Genomic DNA, 22,620 nt, shown 5'->3' on the forward strand with positions numbered 1-22,620 from the left:
GCGGCGGGTCTGGTCGTCGTAGCCGTACCCGATCAGCCGGGTGACGTCGAACAGTTGCGGGTCCAGCTGCCCGGACCGGACGGCGGGCACCGCGTCCTGCGGCGTCACGTGCACGTCCCCGGTCACGTCGGTGCGTTGCGCGAAGGCCATCTTCGCGCGGCCCGCACCGGGCTGCACGGCGACCACCCGGGATCCGGCGAGCACCACCCGGTCGCCGGTGACGAGCGTGACCGTCCGGGTGGGCCCGGGTCCCGGTTCCGCGGCCCGCGCCTCGGTTCCGGTGATCGTGCCGCTCGTCGCCAGCGCCGCGGCGAGGACCGCGGCGACGGGATGTCTCCAGCTCATGCAACCTCCCAGTCGGATACCTACCCGGTACACAGTGCCGAGATCGACTGCGGGGTTGCAGGTAATTTTCATCGTTTCGGCCAGGACGGGGTGTGTCGGCCCGAAAGTCGATCGAAACTTTTTGCGCGGTGCTTCGGCGGCGTGCTCTGCTGCTGGCAGCGGGGGAACTTCACCGAAGGAGACCACGGATGGCGGAAAGTTCGTCGGACCGGCGCCGCAGGCGCTGGTGGCGGTCGACGACCACTCGAGTGCTGGCGGGAGTGGCGAGCGTCGCCGCGACCGCAACCGTTCTGGTGACGGCGCCCGGCGCGGACGCCGCGGCGAGTACGCTCGGTGCCGCGGCCGCACAGTCCGGCCGGTACTTCGGCACGGCGATCGCCGCCGGGCGGCTGAGCAACTCGGCCTACACCACGATCGCGGCGCGCGAGTTCAACATGGTGACGCCCGAAAACGAGATGAAGCCGGACGCGACCGAGCCCAACCAGAACCAGTTCAACTTCTCGTCGGGCGACCAGATCTACAACTGGGCGGTCAGCCACGGCTCGAAGGTCCGTGGGCACACCCTCGCCTGGCACGCGCAGCAACCGGGCTGGATGCAGAACATGGGCGGCAGCAACCTCCGCAACGCGATGATCAACCACATCCAGAAGGTGATGGCCCACTACCAGGGCAAGCTCGCGTACTGGGACGTCGTCAACGAGGCCTTCAACGAAGACGGCAGCCGCCGGTCGTCGAACCTGCAGAGCACCGGCAACGACTGGATCGAGGTCGCCTTCCGGACCGCGCGCGCGGCCGACCCGTCGACCAAGCTCTGCTACAACGACTACAACATCGACAACTGGAGCTACGGCAAGACCCAGGGCGTCTACCGGATGGTCCAGGACTTCAAGTCCCGCGGTGTGCCGATCGACTGCGTGGGCCTGCAGGCCCACTTCACCGGCGGCAGTTCGGTGCCGGGCAACTTCCAGCAGACGATCTCCAGCTTCGCGGCGCTCGGCGTCGACGTCGCGCTGACCGAGGTCGACGTCACGAACGCGAACACCGGGCAGTACTCGGCGCTGACCCAGGCGTGCATGAACGTCGCACGCTGCGTCGGCATCACCGTGTGGGGCGTGCGGGACAGCGATTCCTGGCGCTCCAGCGAAAGCCCGCTGCTGTTCGACGGCAACGGCAACAAGAAGGCCGCCTACACCTCGGTGCTGAACGCCCTCAACGCCGGCAGTCCGACCACCACGACCACTCCGACGACGACCACGACCCCGACGGGCCCGACCACGACCACGCCGACGACGACACCCACGACGCCGGGCGGAGGCAACTGCACCGCCACGCTTTCGGCGGGGCAGTCGTGGGGTGACCGGTACAACCTCAACGTCTCGGTCAGCGGCTCGTCCTCGTGGACGGTCACGATGAACGTGCCCAGCCCCGCGCGGATCAGTACCACCTGGAACATCAGCGCCAGCTGGCCCAGCAGCCAGGTGCTGATCGCGAAACCGAACGGCAGCGGCAACAACTGGGGCGTCACCATCATGGCGAACGGCAACTGGAACTGGCCGAGCGTCAGCTGCAGCACCTCCTGACCGGGCCGGGTGACCCGTCCGCGAGCGGGCGGGTCACCCGGGTCGCAGGTGGCCGTGGGCCATCAGGGCCAGGCGGCAGCACAGCTGGTGGCGGTCGTCCTCCAGGGCGGCGCCGGTGAGCTGCTCGATCTTGCGCAGCCGGTTGAGCACCGTGTTCCGGTGGCAGTACAGCAGTTCGCCGGCGCGGCTGGGGGAGCGGTCCGCCCGGAACCACGCTTCCAGCGTCTCCAGGAGTACCCGGCGCTCCTCGTCTTCGAGGTCCAGGACGCGGCCGAGGGTCTTCGCCGCCAGCCGGTGGGCCAGCCGCGGGCTGGCGGCCACCAGCGCCTCGGGCAGCCGGTCGTCGAGCACGGCCAGGCCCGGCACGTCCGGGGACTGGGTGTGCAGCGCGATTTCCGCCAGCCGGTAGGCGATGCCGATCTCGGCGAGGCCGTCGACCTCGCCGGACAGGCCCGCGCGGTGGTGCAGGTGGGGGGTCAGCAGGCCGGCCAGCCGGCCGGCGGTGTTCCCGCCCAGCTCGGCCAGCCACACCACCCGGTCCCGGTAGGGTGCCACGACCACGCGGACCCCCAGCGCCGCCAGCTCGGGCACCGGCACCACGTCCTCGGCCGCCAGGTCGCCGACCACCAGGACCACGGCGTACCGGCCGTGCCCGGGCAGGCCCAGCTCGGCCTCGGCGTCCGCGGCCACGGCGGGGTCGGCGCCCCGGCCCTCGACGAGCACCCGGACCAGCTCCTCGCGGCGCCGGTTCGCCCGCGTCCGCAGCTGGATCTCCCGCGACCGGTACCCCTCGACCATCGCCGTCGAGACGCGGTCGGTCGCCTGCCACAGCACCATCACGCTGTCGACGAACTCGGTCAGCTCGGCCGGTGACCGGCGGCGGGCCACGGCCAGCAGCATCTCCCACAGCAGCTCGGTACCCAGCCGGAACAGGTGCAGCACCGCCTCCAGGGGGACGCCCTGTTCGGCGCGCCGGCGGCCGGTGGCCAGCGGGGCGGAGATCCAGTCGGCCCGCGTTTCGAACCCCTCGGTCATCAGGACCAGCGCGCTGCGGGCGTTGTCCATGAACGACTGCCGCATGTCCGCGGGCGCCACCCAGTCGCCGCGCGCGTAGAACGTCTTCTCCTCGACCGCACCCCGCCCGGTCAGCCGGTCGGCGAACGCCGGCAGCTCGGTGAGGACGGCGGCGGCCACCTCGCGGATGACCCTCCTGGATGCGTGCGGCTGCCCCGGCATCCGCCGACCATAGCCCCGCGGGCTGGGCCGGTGCCGCGAACCGCTTGTGCACGGCGCCCAACCGGGCCGGATCCGGGGCCACCCGTCAGCTGTCGGTCAGCGCCCGTTGCCAGCCTCCTGCGGTAGCCCCGAAATCCACCGCGAGAGGTAACGATGAACCCTTCCGACGACATCGAGCGCACCCTGGCCCAGCTGATCGCGAAGGTGTCCGGCACCGACCCCCTGGGCGTGTCCGCCGAACGCCCGCTGACCGGCCTGTCGCTGCGCGACGAACTGGACATCGACTCGCTGGCCATGGTCGAGCTGACCGACGAGATCGAACTCAGCTACGGCCTGACGATCCCCGAGGACAACCTCCCCGCGCTGCGGACCTTCGGCGACGTCGCCGACTACCTGCGCGCGGCGGCGTGACCAGCCCGCCGCGCCCGGACGTCGAGGTCGTCGTCACCGGCGTCGGCGCGACCACGCCGCTGGGCGGTGACGTGCCCGCCACCTGGCAGGGGCTGCTCGACGGCCGCGCCGGAGTGTCCACTTTGGATACCGAGTGGACGCGCGCGCACGAGTTCCCGGTGCGCATCGCCGCGCGGCTGGCCGTCGAGCCCGACGGGGAACTCGACCACGTCGAGCTCAAGCGGATGGACCGGGCCGAACAGCTGGCCGTGATCGCGGCCCGGCAGGCGTGCCGGGACGCGGACCTGGCCGGCGACACGGTGGATCCGCTGCGCTGCGGCGTGGTGATCGGCACCGGCATCGGCGGCGCGACGACCCTGGTCGCCCAGCACGACGCCTTGCGCGACCGGGGCCTGCGCGCGGTGTCGCCGCAGCTGATCCCGATGGTCATGCCCAACGGGCCGGCCGCGCTGGTCGGCCTGGCGCTCAAGGCGCGGGCCGGGGTGCACGCCCCGATGTCGGCCTGCGCGTCCGGGGCCGAGGCGATCGCGTGGGCGTGGCGGATGATCGTGGCGGGGGAGGCCGACGTCGTCGTGGCGGGCGGCACCGACGCCTGCATCACGCCCGCCATCATGGCGGGGTTCACGCGGGCGCGTTCGATGAGCACCCGCAACGCCAGCCCCGGGACGGCCTCCCGCCCGTTCGACGCGGGCCGGGACGGCTTCGTGCTCGGGGAGGGCGCCGGCATCCTGGTGCTGGAGCGCGCGGACTTCGCCGCGGCGCGCGGCGCGAAGGCGTACGGCCGGCTCGCCGGCGCGGGCATGAGCAACGACGCCCACCACATCACCGCGCCGGACCCGGACGGCGTCGGGCAGTGCGCCGCCATCACCACCGCGCTGCGCCGTGCGGGCCTCGCGGCCCGGGACATCGGCCACGTCAACGCGCACGCGACTTCGACCCCGCTCGGCGACCTGACCGAGAGCACGACGATCCGGCGCGTGCTCGGCGACGGCCCGGTGGTCACCGCGCCGAAGGGAGCGCTGGGCCACCTGCTCGGCGGCTCCGGGGCGGTGGAGGCGATCGCGACCGTGCTGTCGGTCCGCGACGGCCTCGTCCCGCCCACGGCCAACCTCGAGACGCTCGACGACCGGATCGACCTCGACGTCGTGGCCGGCGAGCCCCGCCGCGTCACGCTCACCGCGGCGATCAGCAACTCGTTCGGCTTCGGCGGGCACAACGTGACGCTGGCGTTCACCGGTGTCTAGAAAGGACGGTCCCATGCACGTGGCGATCGGCGGCGTCGCCGCCCACCTGCCACCCACCCTGGTCGCCGACCGGGAGATCGAGGCGCGCATCGGCCGCGAGAGTCCCGGCTTCACGCCGCGGCCGGGGGCGATCCGCAAGCTCAGCGGAATCCGGACCCGGCACCGGGCCGCGCCCGGCGAGCTCGCCTCCGACCTCGCCGTGGCCGCGGCCGCGAAACTGCTGTCCGGTGCGGGGCTCGGCGCGCACGACGTCGACCTGGTCGTGTTCGCGTCCGCCTCCCAGGACCTCATCGAACCGGCCACCGCGCACGTCGTGGCGGCCAAGCTCGGCGCGGCCTGCCCGGTGTTCGACGTCAAGAACGCCTGCAACAGCTTCCTCAACGGAATGCAGGTCGCGGAGGCGCTGATCCGGAGCGGGCAGTACCGCCGCGTCCTGGTCTGCACCGGCGAGACCGGCTCCCGGGTGGTCCGGTGGTCGGTCGCGGACCGCGCGCAGTTCGTCGACTCCCTCGCCGGCTACACCCTGTCCGACGCCGGGGCCGCGATGCTCCTGGAGGCTTCGGCGTCACCGGGCATCTTTCACCGGGACTTCTCGGCGGACTCGTCGTGCTGGGACGTGGCCTCGATTCCGGGGCACGGCGGCGCGAACTCCCGCGACCCGGTCACCGACGGCTATCTGAGGGGCGATGGCCGCACCCTGATGGAGTCCGTCGTGCGCGGCATCCGGCCGCAACTGGACGCGGCACTCGCCCGCACGGGCCTGACCAGGGACGACTTCGCGCTCTTCTGCGTCCACCAGGTCGGGGTGCCGCACCTGCGGGTGTTCCTCGAATGCAGCGGGGTACCGGAGGACAAGCTCGTCGTGACGATCACCGACCACGGGAACGTCGCTTCGTGCAGCCTGCCGCTGCAGCTGAGCCTGGCCCGGGAGTCGGGCCGCTGCGGGCCGGGCGACAAGGTCGCGTTCATCGGGCTGGCCGGCGGCGTCAGCGTCGGCACGGTGTTCGCGGAGTTGCCGTCGTGACCCGGCTGTGGGTGATCATCCCCGCGTACAACGAGGAGAAGTGGATCGAAGGGCCGCTGCGGTCGCTCGCCGCCCAGCGCCACCGTGACTTCACCGTGCTGGTGGTGGACAACGCGAGCACGGACGCGACCGCCGGCGTCGTCCGCGCCTTCGCCGCCGCGCACCCGGCGATGGACGTGCGGGTGATCGGCGAACCGCAGAAGGGCACCGGTGCCGCCTGCGACACCGGCATGCGCCAGGCCATCGCGAACGGGGCCACGCACCTGGCCCGGACCGACGCCGACTGCCTCGTCGCTCCACAGTGGACGGAAGCCGTCATGCGCGGGTTCGCGTCCGGCCTGGAGCTCATCGGGGGCCGGTTCAAGGCCCGCACCGACGACTTCGCCGTGCCGCGGACCGAGCGGGCCGTGCTGGCGTTCCTGGTGGCGGTCGGCGGGTATTGCGCCCGGTTCCGCCGCGCCAACCGGGGACCGGAGTACCTCGGGCCGTACCTGCTCTGCGCGGGCGGGAACACGGCCATCACCGCAAGCCTGTACGAGCGGTGCGGCGGCTATCCCCGGTCGTGCATCGAGGAGGACCACGAGGACCGCACGCTGGTGAACCGCGTCCGGTGCGTCACCCGCGCCTACGGGCGGCGACGCGACATGGTCGTGTACTGGTCGCAGCGGCGGACCAAGGCCTGGGGCATCCGCAACACCTTCGCCTGGTACACCAGCCACGGCTACCGCGGCGAAACGGTGGACGTCCGATGAGGGCGGGCGCGCACGAACTGCGGCTGCAACTGGCGGCGCACCCGTTCGCGTACCCGGTGGTCCGGGTGCTCGGCCGGCTCGGTCCCGCGGTGCGGGTGCCCGGGCTCGGGATCGTCGTGAACGAGGCTTCGGCCGCCCGGGAGGTGCTGACCGACACCGAGACCTTCCGCAGCGGCGGCGGCACCGAGGCGGACCTGTGGACCCCGGTCTTCGGCCCGTCGATGCTGGTCAACATGGACGGCCCCGAGCACCGGGCCATGCGGCGCAAGCTCGCCGAGTTCTTCACCCCGGCCTACGTCCGCGGGCTCATCGACGCGGCCTGCACCGAGCCGCTGGCCCGCACGGCCGAGGCCCTGCGCGGCGGCCGTCCGGTGGACGTCGTCCGGACGACGAAGATCGTCGCCGGGGCGGTGACCAGCGCGCTGGTCGGGTTCACCGTCACCGGGTCCCCGGCCGAGCGGGAGGCGGCGTACCTGCGGATGACCGGCCAGGCCACCGCGATCATCGGCCTGGTCAAGCTGGGCAAGCTCCGGCTCAGCGCCCGGCAGGTGGCGCGGGCCCGTGCGATCGTCGCGGACATCGGCGCCGCCACCTCGCTCGCCTGGGACCAGGGCGACGAGACCACCGCGGTCGGCCGGATGCGCGGGTTCGGGCTGACCGAAGCCGAGGCGCGGGGGCTCGCGTCGGCGTTCCTGATCGCGGGCACCGAGACGATCACCAGCCTGCTGCCCCGGATGGTCGCCCTGCTGCACGACCAGGGCGAGCTGGCCGCCGTCGCCGCGGCGCACCGCGGTGGGGACAGCCGGCCGGTGGAGGCCGCGATCCACGAGACGGCCCGGTTGATCACGCCCGCGCCGATCATCCTGCGCAACGCCGTCCGGCCCGGGCGGATCGGCGGGGTCGCGGTGCGTGCCGGGGACCGGGTCGTTTTGTCGACTCTCAACTGCGCCCGGGCGCACGGCCGGTTCGACCTCGCCCGCCCGCACCCCCCGGAGCTGCGGCGGCTGTGGTTCGGGGCCGGGCCGCACTTCTGCCTCGGCTACCCGCTGGCCATGGCCGAGATCCACGCCGTCCTCGGCACCCTGGCCGGCGCCGGGGCGCTGCGGATCACCGCCCGCCGGGCCGCGCCCGGGGTGCTCTTCCCCGCCTACCGCCGCCTGGAGGTCAGCCGCGCATGAACGACTTCGTGACCCGATTCCTCGACACCGCCGGGGAGCGGCCCGGCGAAGTGGCCGTCATCGACCCGGACGGCCGCACGACGACCTTCGGCGAACTGCGCCGCCTCGCCCTCGACGTCAGCACCGGACTGCGGGCCGAGGGCCTGGAGCCCGGGGACGGGGTCCTGTTCGCCGTCCGGAACTCGGCCACGGCGATCGGCCTGTTCCTGGGCGCGCTGCGGGCCGGCGCGGTGCTCGTCTCGGCCGACACCGCCGTCGGTCCGGCCCTGGTGTCCGCGCGGCTGCGGGCCTGCCGCCCGCGCTGGCTGATCGCGGAGTCGCTGTTCTACACGACCAGCGTCGTGGGCCCGGCCCGCACCTTCTGCCGCCGTCGCGGCTGGCCGGTCCCGGACCTGCGGCAGCCCATCGGCGACCGCGGCATCCGGCACGTCCACATCGGACCCCGCCTGCCCGGGGTGCCGCGCTCGGCCCGGTCGCTGAAGCGCTTGCTCGGCCGGTCCGCGGCCGTGGCACCGGACCGGGACCCGGACGCGCCCGCGCTGATCGTGTTCACCTCGGGCACGACGGACCAGCCGAAAGGCGTCGTGCACTCGCTGCGGTCGCTCACCGCGGCCGTGACGATGCTGGGCGAGCACGTGCCGTTCGCGCCCGGGGACGTGATGCACGCCGACGGCATCATGGCCGGCCTGCCCGCGTTGCTGGGCGGCGCCCGGCTGTCGCTGCCGAAGCCGTCCGCGCCGCCCGAGCGGTTCGCGCGGGACCTCGCGGACCGCCGGGTGACGCACGCCTACGGGGTGCCGGTGCACCTGGCCGAGGTGTTCGGCGTCCTGCCGGAGTGGCCCGGGCACGTCCGCCACCTGGTGATGGGGTCCGCGCCCGCGGCACCCGCGGTGCTGCGGCAGGCGCTGGCCGCGGTCCCCGGCGGGCAGGTGCTCTCGATCTACGCGATGACCGAGGCGATCCCGCTCGCGGCCGCCCGTGCGGAGGACAAGCTGGCGCACCTCGAGCGGGGCCTCCCGGGCGATCTGCTCGGGACGCCGTCGCCCGGGGTGACCGCCCGGATCGCCGGCGACGGCGAGCTGCTCGTGTCCGCGCCCAACGCCTGCCTCGGCTACCTGGGTGCGCCGCCGCTGACCGAGCTGGCCACCGGCGACCTGGCCCGGCTGGACGACGCCGGCCGGATCGTCCTGACCGGCCGCAAGAAGGACATGGTCATCCGCGGTTCGTACAACATCTACCCCGGACTGTACGAGCCGTCGATCGCGCTGCTGGACGGCGTCCGCGAGGCGGCGATGGTGGGGACACCCGACCCGGTGACCGAGGACGAGAGCGTGGTGCTCGCGGTCGTGGCCGACCGCGACGACGTGGACCCGGCCCGCCTCGTCCGGCGGCTCCGCAAGCAGCTGCCCGGGCTGATCGACGCCGAAGCCGTGCCGGACCGGATCGTCGTCCTGCCGGAGTTGCCGCGTTCGGGCCGGTCCCGCAAGCTCGACCGGGGCCGCCTGCGCGAGCTCCTGTCCGCGAGCCGGCCGTGAGGATCGCGGTGACCGGCGCGACCGGGTTCGTCGGCGGCGCGGTGTGCCGGGCGGCCGTGGCGGCGGGCTGGCAGGTGACGGCCTTCGGCAGGCGCGCCGCGGCGGACGCCGGCCGGCTCGGCGGGGCCGCGTACCGGTCGTGGGACATCGGGGCGGCCAAGCTCGCCGACCCGCCCGCCGTCGACGCGGTCGTGCACTGCGCGGCGTCCGCGACCGACACCGGCGTCGCCCACGAGGTGTGGCGGACGAACCTGCTCGGCACCCACCACGTGCTGGCGTCGTTCCCGGACTGCCGCCTCGTCCACGTCAGCAGCGCCAGCGTGTACGACCCGTTCCGGCCCACGGTGCGCGCGAAGGAGCACGAAGCTCCGGTCGACAAGTACCTCAACGCCTACGCGGCCGCCAAAGCCGCGGCCGAGCAGCTCGTGCTGGCCATCGCCCGCGACGCCATCGTCCTGCGGCCCCACGCCGTCTACGGCGCCGGGGACACGACGCTGCTGCCGAGGCTGCTGGAGAACGTGCGGGGTGGCCGGTTGCTGGTGCCGGGCAACGGGAAGGTGCTGGTCAGCATGACCCGGGTGGACAGTCTGGCCCGCGCCTGCCTGCTCGCCGCGACGGCCCGACCGGCGTGGCCGGGCGTGTTCAACATCGCCGACAGCGCCCCGGTGCCGCTCGACTGGGCCCTGCGCGGCCTGCTGGCCTCGGCGGGCGTGCGGGTCCGGCCGGCGTACGTGCCGGCCCGCGTGCTGTCCCCGCTCGCCCGCCTGTTCCCCGGCGGACGGCTGAACCGGTACGTGATCAGCCAGTTCGCGGTGGAACGCTCCCTGGACATCTCCGCGGCGATCGACCGGCTCGGCTACGAGCCGTCACCCACGGTGTTCCCGGTGCCGTAGGCGTGGCGGGTGTGGCGCTGGGGTTCCGCCACACCCACCACGCCTACGGCACTTTGCCCCACCGCCGAGGGGCCGGCACCGGCAAAATTGCCGGTCCTCACCGCCGCAGCGCGACGGCCACCGGGCGGGCGGCCACGTCGAGGTAGACCCCCTCGAACGTGTCCAAAGTGGAGTCCAGGTCATGCGCGGCGATCAGGTCGAGACTGGCCTGGCCCATCGCCGTCCGGGCCGGGGTGTCGGCCAGGACCGCGGTGAGCCGCGCGGCCAGTTCCGCGACGTCGCCGGGCGGGTAGAGCCAGCCGTTGCGGCCCGGCCGGACGAGGTGGGGCAGGGCCATCGCGTCCGCGGCCACCACCGGCTTGCCCGCGGCCATCGCCTCCATCGTCACCAGGCTCTGCAGCTCGGCGGTGCCCGGCATGCAGAACACGGTGCACCGCCGGTAGGCCCGGACCAGGTCCGCGTCCGGGACGAACCCGCGGAAGGTGACCCGGTCCGCGAGGCCCAGCCGCGCCGCGAGCGCCTCGAGCCGGCCGCGTTCGCTGCCGTCGCCGACGAGTTCGACCCGGACGTCCGGGGGCAACGCGACGGCCGCTTCCAGGAGCTCTTGGACGTTCTTCTCCGCGTCCAGGCGGCCCACGAAGAGGACGGTCGGTGCCGCGGCCGGTTCGTCCGGCGGGCCGGCGTAGTGCGCGCGGTCGATGCCGCAGGAGATCGCCAGTACGGGCCGGTTCAGGCCGTGGTGTTCGAGCAGCTGGGCCGCGCGCGGGGTCGGCGTGGTGCAGACGGTGGCGCGGCCGAAGACCCGGACGAGGTCGCGCCACGCCAGCCGGGTGAGCGGGCGGTGGGTCCAGCGCGGGAGCGGGCCGTAGCCGAGCAGGTTCTCCGGCATGAAGTGGTTGGTGGCCACCACGGGGACGCCGGCCGCGGTGGCGGCCCGGACCGCGCTGCGGCCGACCAGGAAGTGGGCCTGCGTGTGCACGACGTCGGGGGCGATCGCGGCGAGCAGCGCCGGCACGGCCCTGGCCGTCCGCCAGGGCGGGCAGATCCGGAACGTCGGGTGGAACGGCGTGCGCACCGAACCCACCCGGTGGACCGTCACCCCGGCCGTCGTCTCGGTGAACGTCTCGCTGCCGGGTGACGGACAGAGGACGTGGACGTCGTGCCCGCGGGCGGCCAGCCCGGACGCCAGCCGGGCGGCGAAGTTCGCCGCGCCGTTGACGTCGGGCGGGTAGGTGTCCGCGGTGATCGCGATGCGCAGCGGTCCCTCGGGCCGGGTCCGGCGGGCGGGCGCGGCGGGCGACGGCAGTTCGCGGGCCAGGAGCACGAGCCCGGCCACGGCGACGACGCCGGGCACGGCCAGGACGGCGAGCTGTCCCGGAGTCAGTTCCCCGTAGGCGAACACGCCGATGAGGACGGCGGTGAGTGGGTCGACGACGGTCGTCGCGCCGGCCACGATCGGCGCGGGTCCGCTCGCGTAGGCCTGGTGCAGCAGCCACGCCCCGGCGAGCGTCGCCGCCACGGCTTCGGCGATCACGAGGAGGGAGAAGGGTGCGACGGCCGCCGCCCGGATCAGCGCCGAGGTGAACCCGAAGAGCACCGCCGTGCCGAGCGCGGACAGCAGCGACCGGGTCCGGCCGCGGGTGGACCGGGCGGCGGCGGCCAGCCCGGCCGCGGCGACCAGCGCCCACTGCGCGGTCCCGAGATCGGGGGCGTCCACGGCGGCGTTCGTGGCCGTGGCGGACAGCGCGACGAACCCCGCGAGCCCGGCGCCGCTCATCGCCAGCGCGGCGAGCACGGTCCGCGTGAGCGGGGTGCGCGCCAGCAGGACCGTGAGCACCAGGGCGAGCACGCCGACCGGCTGGACGACGGCGAGCGGGGCCATGGTCAGCGCGAGGACGTGCAGGGCGGCGCCCAGCCCGGCGAGCCCGATCCCGGCGTACCAGCCGGGGGTGCGCAGGATCGTCCGGATCCCGGACAGCCGCAGGTCCGGGCCTCTGGCCGCGCCGCGGACGGCCCGGTGCTGGAGGTGGACGGTGCCGGCGAAGCAGCACGCGCCGGCGGCGGCGAGCCCGATGGCGAGGGTCAGCATGATTTCCTCCCGGAGCGCAGGACGGCGAGGGCCGGCTCGCCGAGCAGGACGAGGTAGACGACGAACACGAGCCGCTCGGCCAGCCCTTGGAACAGCGGGCCGTCGAAGCCGCGCGACGGCGCGAGCAGCACCGGCAGCTGGCTGAGCAGGAAGACCGTGAGAGCGGCCCACGCCCAGTCGGTGTGCCGCCGCAGCCGGACGGCGAGGGTGTGGTGCACCGGGTGGCCGGCGGCGCCCCGGGCGAGGAGCCCGGCCGCGGCGGGCAGGCTGACGAACAGCACCAGGCCCGCGAAGCGGTGGACTTCGGCCGAGAGCGTCATCGGCGCGCCGGTCGGGATGGTGGGGAAGAAGGCGCAGAGCGTCAGCCCGGCACCCCAGCAGCCGGCGAGCGCGATGACGGGCCGCGTCACCGGCAGCCCGGCTTTGCCGAGCGCGGCGAGCAGGAACCCGGTGCCGACGGCCAGCGTCAGCACGCAGAAGGCGAATTCGGCGGCGGCGGGGGACAGGGCGTAGTCGCTGATCACCTGCCGGACCGGATCGACGCCGGCGGCCTGGGTGACGTGCAGGACGAGAGCGGTGGCGACGGACAGGCCGAAGCACGCGATCGCGGCGGCGGCCCAGGCCCGGGCGCCGCCTTGCGTTGGCGGCGCGGGGCGGAGGGTTTCGACGGAGGACACGATTCGAACTTCGGGCCCGCGGATGAAGGAACCTTAAGAACCGCCGCTGGGCCGGTTAAGAATCGTGGTTCGCCGGCAGCCGTACGCGGAGCCGGGCGCCGCCGCCGGGTGCCGCGCCGGCGGTCACGTCGCCGGCGTGTGTCGTGACGATCTGGGCGACGATGGCCAGGCCGAGGCCGGAGCCGGGCATGGAGCGGGCGGCGGTGGCCCGGTAGAAGCGCTCGAAGACCTTGGGCCGGTCCTGTTCGTCGATGCCCGGTCCTTCGTCGGTGACGGTCAGCTCGGCGTTTCCGTCCGATGTGGACAGTGTCACCCGGACGGTGCCGCCCGATGGACTCCACTTGGCGGCGTTGTCGAGCAGGTTCAGCACCACGCGGGACAGCCCGCCCGGCTGGCCGGTCAGGCGCGCGGGCGCGGCCGACACGGCGAAGACGACCTGCGGCCAGCGGGCCCGCGCGCGGATGACGGCGCTGTGGACGACGTCGGCCAGATCCAGGGGCCCGAACGGTTCGGGGTCGGCGTTCTCCGCGGCCAGCTCGACCAGTTCGGTGGTGAGGGTGGTCAGCTCCTCGGCCTGGACCCCGAGGTCCCGCAGCAGCCGGGCGCGGTCGTCGGGGGCGAGGGTGCGGCCGGAGCCGAGCTGTTCTTCGGCGTAGGTGAGCAGTTCGACGTTGGTGCGCAGGCTGGTCAGCGGGGTGCGCAGTTCGTGGCCGGCGTCCTGGACGAGCTGCTGCTGGGCGGCTTTCGACGCGGCGAGCGCGGTCAGCAGGTTGTTGACCGCCGTGGCGAGCCGGGCGATCTCGTCGCGGCCGGCCACCGGGATCGAGCTGTCGAGGTCCTGCGTCTCGGCCACCTTCTCGACGGCTCCGGTGAGCCGGTGGACCGGGCCCAGGCCCGCCCGCGCGACACCCCAGCCGACCACGCCCGCGAGGGCGGCGCCGGCGAGCCCGATCCAGGTGAGCAGCACGCGGAGGTCGTCGAGCGTCCCTTCGATGCCGATGACGCGGCTGGCGACCTGGATCGCGCCGCCGGACCGGGGCGCGGTGCTCACCCGGTAGACCGTCTCGTCGCCCAGCTCGGCTTCGTCGACATCCTGGCCGCTCCCGCTCGCCGCGACGCGGACGGCGGGCGAGCTCACCGGCCCCAGCCACTCGGCGCCCGCGGTGGCGGACACGACGTGCCCGCCGCTGTCCAGGAACCGGACGACGACGGGCGGCGGCAACCCGGCCAGCCGCAGCATCCGCCGGATCTCCGAGGGGAGGTCGTCGTCGGACCAGCTGCCCGGCAGCTGGTCGGTGCTGCGCAGGGTGCGCAGCGCTTCCTCGGGTGTCGTGGCCCCGGCCACCCCGGCCGTGTCGGTGCGCAGCTGGCGGTCCAGGTCCTCGTACATCCGCTCGTGCATCAGCCACCAGCCCGCGAGGGACACGACGACGACGGCGAGCGCGACGCCGAGCGCGGAGAGGGCCGCGACCCGCGCGCGCAGGGTGAGCTTGCGCCGGCCCAGGCCGCGCAGCAGCCTCACAGCGGGTCCTCGCGCAGGACGTAGCCGACGCCGCGGACGGTGTGCAGCAACCGGCCGCCGCCGTCGGCTTCCAGTTTCTTGCGCAGGTAGCCGAGGTAGACGTCGAGGCTGTTGGAGCTGTTGCCGAAGTCGAAGCCCCAGACGTGCTCGAACAGGACGGACCGGGTGAGCACCTGCCGCGGGTGGCGCAGGAAGAGCTCGAGGATGGCGAACTCGGTGCGCGTCAGCCGCACCGGACGGCCCGCGCGCACGACTTCGCGCGTGGCCGGGTTGAGCGCGAGATCGCCGAAGCGGAGATCGGCGGGCGATTCGGGGACGGCTTCGTACCGCGCGCGCCGCAGGAGGGCCCGCACCCGGGCGAGCAGTTCCTGGAGGGAGAAGGGCTTGGCGAGGTAGTCGTCGGCCCCGGCGTCGAGGCCGGCGACCCGCGCGGTGACGTCACCGCGGGCGGTGAGCATGAGGACGGGCACGAGGTTCCCGGCCGCGCGCAGCCGCCGGCAGGTTTCCAGGCCGTCGAGCACGGGCATGGTGACGTCGAGGATGACCCCGTCCGGCTCCCGCGCCCGGATGACCTCGAGCGCGGCTTGGCCGTCTTTGGCGATTTCGACGGCGTAGCCCTCGAAGCGGAGGGTGCGCGACAGCGAGTCGCACACGGCATCCTCGTCGTCGGCGATCAGGATCAGCACCCTGCCGATTCTCCGAGGCGGCGGGGAGCGGTGGCCAGGCGCGGTGCTAAGAAACGGCTAAGAACCCGGGCAGTCCCCGCGGAGGGCGCGCCCCCGACGACGCGCCCTCCGCGGGCGGACCGCACGGCCGGGCGGACCCGGTGGAGGGCGCGACCCCCAACGACGCGCCCGCCACCGGGTCGCCCCGGCATTCCCCCTCTTTCGCCGTGGCCCTAGGGTTCCGGACGCCGTCCTCGTTTCGTCCTCGCGCCGGCATCCGCCGCTTCACCAGCGCGTTCGGCGAACCGGCCGGTCTCGACGACCAGGGGGTTGCGATGAGGTTCCGGATTCTCGGGACGCTGGAAGTGCAGGCGTACGGGAGCCGAATCACCCTGGCGAGCCCGCGGCAGCAACGCGCGCTCGCCGTCCTGCTGCTCAACGCGGGCGCGGTCGTCCCCGTGGAGCGCATGATCGACGCGCTCTGGGAGGACGAGCCGCCCGTGACGGCCGTGAAGCAGGTGCGCAACTGCGTTTCCGCGCTGCGGGGCCGGCTCGGCGAGGCCGGCGCGATGATCGTCACCGACGGTCCCGGCTACCGGCTGCAGCTCGACCCCGACGACCTCGACTCGCTCCGCTTCCGCCGGCACGTCACGGCCGCCCGGGGACTCGCCGGGCAGGCCAAACTCGTCGACGCCGTCGAGGAAATCCGCACCGCGCTCGCCCTGTGGCGGGGCCCCGCGCTCGACGGGCTGCGGACGACCACGCTCGCCGGCCGGGCCGCGCTGCTCGACGAACAGCGCGCCGAAGCCGTCGAACTCTGTGCCGAATGGCGGCTGCGGCTCGGCGAAACGGCCGAAGTCGTCCGTGAGCTGACCGAGTTCTGCGGCGAGCACCCGACGCGCGAGCTGTCCCACCTGCTCCTCATGCGCGCCCTCGCGAAGGAGGGCCGCTACGCCGAAGCCTCGACGCTGTTCCACGGCCTGCGCCGGCGGCTGGCCGACGAACTCGGCGTCGACCCGAACCCCGACCTGCGGCGGCTCCACGACCGGATCCTCGCCGAGGCCGCGCCCAGCGCCGCGGAACCCGAGCCGGCGCCGGAAGTGCCGCCGCACCACCGGTTCGACCGGGCCGTCACCGAGCTGGCCGAAGCCGTCACGTGGCAGTGGCGCGCCGAAGCCGAGCTGCGGTCGCTGCACCGGCCGCAGCCGATCATGCTGCGCTGGTCGTCGGCCGCGCGCGGCGGAAAGCTGCGGGGCGACCTCGACGACATCGCGGCGACGTTCACCGCGTTGCCGGTGCGGCAACTGGTGGTGCTCGGCGATCCCGGCTCCGGCAAGTCCGTCCTCGCCCTGATGCTGACGCTGGAGCTGCTGCGCACCCGCGGCCCGGACGATCCCGTCCCCGTCCTGTTGTCGCTGGCGTCGTGGGATCCGCGGCGCGAGCACCTCGACCGGTGGCTGGCGGCCCGGCTCGCCGAGAACCACCCGGCGCTGCTCACCGCCCGCGAGTACGGGACCGACGCCCCGACCCGGCTCGTCCTCGGCGGCCACGTCGTCCCGGTCCTCGACGGCCTCGACGAGATGCCGGCCGACCTGCGCGTCGCGGCGCTCGACGCGCTGGACCAGACCGTGGGCGCCGGGCGCTCGCTGGTGCTGACCTGCCGCTCGGCCGAATACGAGCAGGTGACGCGCGAGTCCGGCACGGTGCTGAGCGCCGCCACCGTGGTGCGGCTCGAACCCGTCGCCCGGCAGGAGGCGATCACCTACCTGGCCGCGCGGCAGGGCGAAGACCGCTGGCTGCCGGTCGCCGACCGGCTGCGGCGCGAGCCGGACGCCGCACTGGCCCGGGTGCTGCGGACGCCGTTGATGGTCGACCTCGCGCGGATCGGCTACGGCCGTCCGCCCGCCGATCCCGCGGAGCTGCTCGCCGCCGACGACGCCGGAGCCCTCGAAGGACAGCTGCTCGACTCCTTCGTCCCCAACGCCTACGCGCAGGTGCCGCAGCCGCCGGGGCGGAACCCGAAGACGAGCCCGTCCGGGCGCTACACCGCGGAGCAGGCGACCCGCTGGCTCGGGTTCCTGGCCCGGCACCTCGACCGCGCGCGCAGCCGCGACCTGGCGTGGTGGCAGCTGTACCGCGCGGTGCCGGCCGGCACCCGCTCGGGCCTGGTCGGCGTGCTGGTCGCGCTGTTCTTCGTCGTCACCGGCTGGGTCGACGACGGCCCGCTGCTGGCGGCGATCTACGGCCTGTCGTTCGGGGGCGCCGCCTATCTGACGCACCGCTTCGGCCGCCCACCGGAGCCGTTGCGCACGGAACTGCGCTTCGCCGGGGCGGCCCGGAAGTTCGCCGGCCGGTTCGCGATCGGTGCGGCGGTGGGTGTCCTGCTCGGTCTGGGCTGGTCGCTGGCGGCCGGCCTGGTCGTCTTCCTGGCGCTGGTGTTCGGCCTGGTGTTCGCGGTGCACGTGTGGCTGGCGAAACCGGTCGACGCCAGCCGGGTGGCGAGCCCGCGGACGATCCTGCGCAACGAGCGGACCGGCGCGATCGCGCTGGCGGCGTCGTTCATGGTGTCCCTCGGGCTGTTCGACGGGATGGCGTTCGCGTTCACGGCCCAGACGCGGTTCCTCCCGGTGCTGGGCGGCCACTACGACCTGGCGCTGGCCGTCGCCGGCGGGGTGGCGGGCGCGTCGTTCGGGTTCTTCATGGCCCGCGGCGTGGCGGCGGTGTGCTACGGCGTGGCGGGCGCACTCGCGGGCGGCCAGGTGTTCCCGGCGGCGACGAACCCGGTGGCGCCGATCGTGGTCGGCGTGTGTTTCGGCGTGGGCATCGGACTGGCGGTCCTGGTGACCCGGGCGTGGGGCAACTACTTCGTCCACCACGTGTGGCTGGCGGCAACGGGCCGCCTGCCGTGGCGCTTGATGCACTTCCTCGACGACGCCCACCGGCGCGGGGTCCTCCGGCAGGCCGGCGGTGTGTACCAGTTCCGGCACGTGCGGGTGCAGGAGCGCCTGGCGGCGGTGAGCTCCGACGACTAGGCCGGGCTGCGCAAGGCGTCGCGTTCGGCTTCGGCGACGGCGCTTCCGGTCACCTTCGTCGCGCCGAAGGCGGTCGTCATGGCCAGCAGGCTCATCACCGCGAACACCGTGGGCAGGCCGAAGAACTGGGCGAGCAGACCGCCCGCCAGCGCACCGAGGGGCCTCGTGCCGTACGCGACCAGGCGATGGGAACTGTTGGTCCGCCCGAGCAGGCGGTCCGGGGTGATCCGCTGGCGCAGGGAGACCGTCGTGACGTTGGAGACGATGAGGCCGACACCGCCGGCGAAGTAGGCAGCGCCGATGATCACCGGATCGGCCGTCAACGCCGGGACACCCAGTGACGCGGCGCCGGAGAAGAAGGCGATGCCGATCGCGCGTGCCGTGCCCAGCACGCGCTCGATCCGCTCGGCGAAGAAGGAGCCGGCGAGGCAGCCGGCGGCGACCATGGCGAGCAGCCAGCCGTAGGCCTCCTCCGACAGTCCCATCGCCGATCCCGGGCCCACGGCGTACAGGACGAGAACGGCCTGGATGGCGCTGCTGGCGAAGTTGAAGACTCCGGTCATCACGGTGAACGTGCGCAGGATGCTCGTGCGCCACACGAACCGCAGTCCCTCGGCGATCTCGGTGCGCAGCACGGGGCGCCGGTCGGTGCTGCCCACCTTGAACGAGCCGCGCACGGACCCGAGGACGACGACCGCCACCGCCCAGAGGGCGATCGGCGTCTCGAGCGACAGCGCGGCCGCGGTGGCGACGAGCAGCCCGGCTGCCGGGGGACCGGCGAGTTCCAGCGCCGTCGTCTCGGCCGCGTACAGCCGGCTGTTCGCTCTCGGCAGCTTGTCGCGCCCGACCAGCTGCGGCAAGATCGCCTGGGAAGCCGTGTCGTAGAAGGTTTCCGCGATGCCGGTGCCGAGTGCGGCGACGTAGAGGATCCAGATCGAGCCGGCGTTCAGCAGCACGGCCACGAGGAGCCCGGCGAGCAGGGCCGCGCGGGTCACGTTCGCCAGCAGCATCAACGAGCGCCGGTCGCAGCGGTCGGCGATCGCGCCGGCCGGCAACGCGAAGAGCAGCCACGGCAGGGTGAAGGCCAGCGTCAGTCCCGCGACCAGCGCCGGCGAGCGCGTGTAGCCGATCGCCAGCAGCGGAAGCGCGAACTTGAGGATCCCGTCCGCGAGGTTGGACAGGGCGGCCGACGTCCACAGCCGCCAGTACCTGCCGCCGAGCGTTGTCCCCATTGATGGAGAATTTCACATCGATTGAGAAAAGTCCATCGATGGGGATGTACTAACCTGCGCCCATGGCTGATCATGGCGGTGCGTCCTCGTCGATGCCGCGGCGCGAGGCCACGGCCGGGGAGGCCAAGGCCTTGGCGCATCCGCTGCGGCTGCGCATCCTGCGCCTCTGCTGGCAGGGCGAGCTGACCAACAAACAGCTCGCCGACCGGCTGGACCGCGACCCGGGAACGGTCCTGTACCACGTACGCCGGCTGATCGAGGCGGGTCTGCTCGAACCGGCGCCCGTCCGCACGGGCGACAGCGGCGCGCTGGAAAAGCCCTACCGCGCCAAGGCGCGGTCGTGGTGGCTGGAGGACCCGCCGAACACCGCGGTCGACGCCGCTCTGGCGCCCATCGAAGCGGTCCAGGACGAGCTGCGCGCGGCGGGCCCGGAGGCGGTGCGCAGCTTCCTCCGGTTCGCGGTGCACCTGTCCGCCGAGGACGCGGCGGAGCTGGAGCGCGGGATCGTCGCGCTCGTCGACCGGTACGTGTCCACGGACGACGAACGCTCCGACGAGCCCGCGTACGGCGGGATGATCGTGCTGCACCGCCTGGCGGAATAGCCGTCACCCGACGGCGAGGTCCTCCGGCGGCGCCCACAACGGCACCCCGTCCGCCCGCTCGGGATGCAGCCAGCGCTGCCGCTCGGCGATGTCCAGCGCCACCTCCAGGAACGCCTGGACGCTCTGCGGCGGCTCGCCCTCGCGCCACGCCAGCGACCACGGGTACACCGGCTGCAGCTCCTGCGGCCGGGACACCGGGATCCCGAGATCGGCGTACCGCCGGGCGTAGCTGTCGAACTCGAGCAGGTAAGCGCTGTCCGGGGCCCGGGTGAGGGCTGTGTGGCAGGTGTCGAACGTGCCCGGGTTGCCCAGCCAGCGCAGGGCCAGGCCCGTGTGCTGCTCCAGCGAGCTCAGGTACCGGCCGTGCACGTTGTACAGCGCCGTGCCGGGTGCGTCGGCGAAGACCTCGATCGGACGCTCGTGCACCGACACCGCCGGGCGGCGCGGATCGCCCGGGCGGCCGACCAGGCGGAACGGCTCCAGCCGCAGCAGCCGGTGCTGCCAGCCCGCCGGGTTCGCCGCCTTCAGCGCGGTCGTGACGCGGATGATCGCGACGTCCAGGTGGTCCTCGAGCAGGGCCGTGAGCTGGCGGGCGCTGTCCATCTGGCTCTGGACGAGCCGGATGCCGGGGTGGGCGGTGTGGAACGCGTCCGCGACCACCCGGCTCGTGTCCAGCTCGAAGATGTGCGCGATCCGCACGTGGTGCGGGGCGGGTTCGCGCAGCATCAGGTCCGCCGTCGCCAGCAGCTGCCGGGCCAGGTGCAGGAAGCGGTCGCCGCGCGGGGTCAGGGCCACGTGGCGGCTGTCGCGCACCAGCAGGGCGCCCCCGACGTCGGTTTCGAGCTTGCGGATCTGCTTCGACAACGCCGGCTGGCTGATGAAGAGCTTGGCCGCCGCGCGGCCGAAGTGCAGTTCGTCGGCGACGGTGACGAAGTACCGCACCAGCCGGAGGTCGAGGTCCACGCCGACGATGCCACCACGGCTATCGATCCGGGCGCAACAGGTCTTGGACGCCGGGGCCGCCGGTCGGGTTGGCTTCGGGGACGACCGGACGAACTGGAGGATCCGATGGACGGCACCCCCGTCGTGTTCATCCACGGGCTGTGGCTGCACGCCACCTCGTGGGCACCCTGGATCGACCACTTCCGGGCGGCCGGGTACGCGCCCGTCGCGCCGGGCTGGCCGCACGAGCCCGAAACCGTCGAGCTGGCGCGGGCGAACCCGGACGCCGTCGCGGACGTGAGCATCGACGACGCCACCGGGCACTTCGCGTCGATCATCGCCGGCCTCGACCGGCCGCCGGTGCTCGTCGGGCACTCCTTCGGCGGCCTGATCACCGAGAAGCTGCTGGGGCAGGGGATCGGCCTGGCCGGCGTCGCCATCGATCCCGCGCAGATCAAGGGCGTCCTGCCGCTGCCGCTGGCGCAGCTGCGCGCGGGCCTGCCGGCACTGGGGAACCCCGCGAACCTCCACCGCGCGGTGTCGCTGACCGAGAAGGAGTTCCGGTTCGGCTTCGGCAACACCCTGACCGACGAGGAATCGGCGGACCTGTTCCGGCGCTGGACGATCCCGTCCCCGGCCCGGCCGCTGTTCCAGGCGGCGGCCGCGAACTTCGTGCTGCACTCCCAGGCCGCGGTCGACACCGGCCGGGCGGACCGCGGCCCGCTCCTGCTGATCTCCGGGACGGCGGACCACACGGTCCCGGACGTCGTCACGCGCTCGACCTTCAAGCAGTACCGGGATTCCACCGCGATCACCGAGCTGAAGCAGTTCGAGGGCCGCGGCCACTCGCTGACCATCGACGGCGGCTGGCGCGAAGTCGCCGACGCCGTGCTGGCCTGGCTGCGCGAGCAGGGGGTCTAGGCCCGTGGACCTCGGACTGGACGGCGCGGTCGCGGTCGTCACCGGAGCCAGCCGGGGCATCGGCCTGGCCGTCACCGAAGCCCTCGTCGCGGAAGGCGCGCACGTCGTGGCGGGCGCGCGCGTCCCGGGACCGGACCTGGACGCTCTCGTCCGGGCGGGGAAGGTGCACGCGCTCGCGGTCGACCTCGGCACGGCGGACGGCCCGGGCCGGCTGGCCGAGCTGGCCGTGGCCGAGTTCGGCCGCATCGACGTCCTGGTCAACAACGTCGGCGCGGTCACGCCGAGGCCGAACGGCTTCCTGCTGGTCACCGACGACGACTGGACGCGGTCGGTGACGCTGAACCTGCTGAGCGCGGTCCGGGCCACGCGGGCCGTGCTGCCGACGATGGTGACGGCGGGCCGGGGGAGCATCGTCACGGTCGCCTCGGTCAACGCGGTCCTGCCCGACCCGGGCGTGATCGACTACAGCGCGGCGAAGGCGGCGCTGGTCAGCTTCACGAAGTCGCTGTCGAAGGAGTTCGGGCCCCGCGGCATCCGCGCGAACGCGATCAACCCCGGCCCGGTCGCGACGGACCTGTGGCTCGGCACCGGCGGCGTGGCCGAAACCCTCGCCGCGACGACGGGCGCGAACCCGGAATCGGTCGCGGACGAAGCGGCGGCCCACGCGGTCACCGGCCGCTTCACCCGCCCCGCGGAGGTGGCGAACCTGGTGGCGTTCCTGGCCGGTGACCGGGTGGCGG

19 protein-coding genes and 1 pseudogene are annotated in these 22,620 nt (G+C 73.8%); 12 read left to right on the plus strand and 8 right to left on the minus strand.

Going from position 1 to position 22,620, the window contains the following annotated elements; all coding sequences use genetic code 11:
* A pseudogene (locus tag CCN39_RS15170) lies at positions 1-345 on the minus strand (serine protease); the annotation flags it as partial.
* Between the two features lie 188 nt (positions 346-533).
* On the opposite strand from CCN39_RS15170, the gene CCN39_RS15175 reads away from it, so the two are divergent.
* Positions 534-1,925 carry a glycoside hydrolase family 10 protein gene (locus CCN39_RS15175; protein WP_086842505.1) on the plus strand — a complete coding sequence of 464 codons (1,392 nt, stop codon included), beginning with the start codon at positions 534-536 and terminating at the stop codon, positions 1,923-1,925.
* A gap of 33 nt (positions 1,926-1,958) precedes the next feature.
* Here the strand turns inward: CCN39_RS15175 and CCN39_RS15180 are convergent, their stop codons facing one another.
* Positions 1,959-3,161: a PucR family transcriptional regulator gene (locus CCN39_RS15180; RefSeq protein WP_244210794.1), complete on the minus strand. Its 1,203-nt coding sequence runs from the start codon at positions 3,159-3,161 to the stop codon at positions 1,959-1,961.
* A 153-nt stretch (positions 3,162-3,314) separates the two neighbouring features.
* Here CCN39_RS15180 and CCN39_RS15185 point away from each other — a divergent pair, with 153 nt between their 5' ends.
* From CCN39_RS15185 to CCN39_RS15215, 7 genes are read left to right on the plus strand one after another with little or no spacing between them, the layout of a single operon-like run.
* Positions 3,315-3,572: a phosphopantetheine-binding protein gene (locus tag CCN39_RS15185; protein WP_086842509.1), complete on the plus strand. Its 258-nt coding sequence runs from the start codon at positions 3,315-3,317 to the stop codon at positions 3,570-3,572.
* A complete protein-coding gene (locus tag CCN39_RS15190; RefSeq protein ID WP_086842511.1) occupies positions 3,569-4,816 on the plus strand; it encodes a beta-ketoacyl-[acyl-carrier-protein] synthase family protein in 1,248 nt (415 codons plus the stop codon). The genes CCN39_RS15185 and CCN39_RS15190 overlap by 4 nt, the downstream gene beginning before the upstream one ends.
* A gap of 13 nt (positions 4,817-4,829) precedes the next feature.
* On the plus strand, positions 4,830-5,840 hold the full coding sequence (locus tag CCN39_RS15195) for a 3-oxoacyl-ACP synthase III family protein (RefSeq protein WP_086842513.1): 1,011 nt from the start codon (positions 4,830-4,832) through the stop codon (positions 5,838-5,840).
* On the plus strand, positions 5,837-6,592 hold the full coding sequence (locus CCN39_RS15200) for a glycosyltransferase family 2 protein (protein ID WP_086842515.1): 756 nt from the start codon (positions 5,837-5,839) through the stop codon (positions 6,590-6,592). Before CCN39_RS15195 ends, CCN39_RS15200 begins: the two co-directional genes overlap by 4 nt.
* Positions 6,589-7,770: a cytochrome P450 gene (locus CCN39_RS15205; protein WP_086842517.1), complete on the plus strand. Its 1,182-nt coding sequence runs from the start codon at positions 6,589-6,591 to the stop codon at positions 7,768-7,770. Before CCN39_RS15200 ends, CCN39_RS15205 begins: the two co-directional genes overlap by 4 nt.
* On the plus strand, positions 7,767-9,305 hold the full coding sequence (locus CCN39_RS15210; RefSeq protein ID WP_086842519.1) for a class I adenylate-forming enzyme family protein: 1,539 nt from the start codon (positions 7,767-7,769) through the stop codon (positions 9,303-9,305). The genes CCN39_RS15205 and CCN39_RS15210 overlap by 4 nt, the downstream gene beginning before the upstream one ends.
* Positions 9,302-10,198, plus strand: a complete 897-nt coding sequence (locus CCN39_RS15215) for an NAD-dependent epimerase/dehydratase family protein (RefSeq protein ID WP_086842521.1) — start codon at positions 9,302-9,304, stop codon at positions 10,196-10,198. Before CCN39_RS15210 ends, CCN39_RS15215 begins: the two co-directional genes overlap by 4 nt.
* A 97-nt stretch (positions 10,199-10,295) precedes the next feature.
* On the opposite strand, the gene CCN39_RS15220 is transcribed toward CCN39_RS15215, so the two are convergent.
* The 4 genes from CCN39_RS15220 to CCN39_RS15235 are packed head-to-tail and all read right to left on the minus strand — an operon-like array spanning position 10,296 to position 15,172.
* A complete protein-coding gene (locus tag CCN39_RS15220) occupies positions 10,296-12,287 on the minus strand; it encodes a glycosyltransferase (RefSeq protein WP_086842523.1) in 1,992 nt (663 codons plus the stop codon).
* Positions 12,281-12,964: a DUF998 domain-containing protein gene (locus CCN39_RS15225; protein ID WP_158104509.1), complete on the minus strand. Its 684-nt coding sequence runs from the start codon at positions 12,962-12,964 to the stop codon at positions 12,281-12,283. The genes CCN39_RS15220 and CCN39_RS15225 overlap by 7 nt, the downstream gene beginning before the upstream one ends.
* Positions 12,965-13,019: 55 nt before the next feature.
* Positions 13,020-14,486, minus strand: a complete 1,467-nt coding sequence (locus CCN39_RS15230) for a sensor histidine kinase (RefSeq protein WP_244210795.1) — start codon at positions 14,484-14,486, stop codon at positions 13,020-13,022.
* On the minus strand, positions 14,483-15,172 hold the full coding sequence (locus CCN39_RS15235) for a response regulator transcription factor (protein WP_086842527.1): 690 nt from the start codon (positions 15,170-15,172) through the stop codon (positions 14,483-14,485). The genes CCN39_RS15230 and CCN39_RS15235 overlap by 4 nt, the downstream gene beginning before the upstream one ends.
* 314 nt (positions 15,173-15,486) lie before the next feature.
* On the opposite strand from CCN39_RS15235, the gene CCN39_RS15240 reads away from it, so the two are divergent.
* Positions 15,487-18,183 carry a BTAD domain-containing putative transcriptional regulator gene (locus CCN39_RS15240; protein ID WP_086842530.1) on the plus strand — a complete coding sequence of 899 codons (2,697 nt, stop codon included), beginning with the start codon at positions 15,487-15,489 and terminating at the stop codon, positions 18,181-18,183.
* Here CCN39_RS15240 and CCN39_RS15245 read toward each other — a convergent pair.
* On the minus strand, positions 18,180-19,415 hold the full coding sequence (locus tag CCN39_RS15245) for an MFS transporter (protein ID WP_086842532.1): 1,236 nt from the start codon (positions 19,413-19,415) through the stop codon (positions 18,180-18,182). The two genes, CCN39_RS15240 and CCN39_RS15245, sit on opposite strands and share 4 nt — an antisense overlap.
* A 62-nt stretch (positions 19,416-19,477) precedes the next feature.
* Between CCN39_RS15245 and CCN39_RS15250 the strand changes: the two genes are divergently transcribed.
* Positions 19,478-20,017 carry an ArsR/SmtB family transcription factor gene (locus CCN39_RS15250; RefSeq protein WP_086842534.1) on the plus strand — a complete coding sequence of 180 codons (540 nt, stop codon included), beginning with the start codon at positions 19,478-19,480 and terminating at the stop codon, positions 20,015-20,017.
* 3 nt (positions 20,018-20,020) lie between these two features.
* Here CCN39_RS15250 and CCN39_RS15255 read toward each other — a convergent pair whose 3' ends face one another.
* Entirely contained in the window at positions 20,021-20,980 is a 960-nt protein-coding gene (locus CCN39_RS15255; RefSeq protein ID WP_086842536.1) for a LysR family transcriptional regulator, read from the minus strand.
* 105 nt (positions 20,981-21,085) lie between these two features.
* On the opposite strand from CCN39_RS15255, the gene CCN39_RS15260 reads away from it, so the two are divergent.
* Positions 21,086-21,880: an alpha/beta hydrolase gene (locus CCN39_RS15260; RefSeq protein WP_244210796.1), complete on the plus strand. Its 795-nt coding sequence runs from the start codon at positions 21,086-21,088 to the stop codon at positions 21,878-21,880.
* A 4-nt stretch (positions 21,881-21,884) separates the two neighbouring features.
* Positions 21,885-22,620 (plus strand): SDR family NAD(P)-dependent oxidoreductase (locus CCN39_RS15265; protein WP_086842538.1); only part of this gene is annotated, 736 nt, incomplete at its 3' end.

The sequence above is a fragment of the Amycolatopsis kentuckyensis genome (genome assembly GCF_002155975.1).
Lineage (GTDB): Bacteria > Actinomycetota > Actinomycetes > Mycobacteriales > Pseudonocardiaceae > Amycolatopsis > Amycolatopsis kentuckyensis.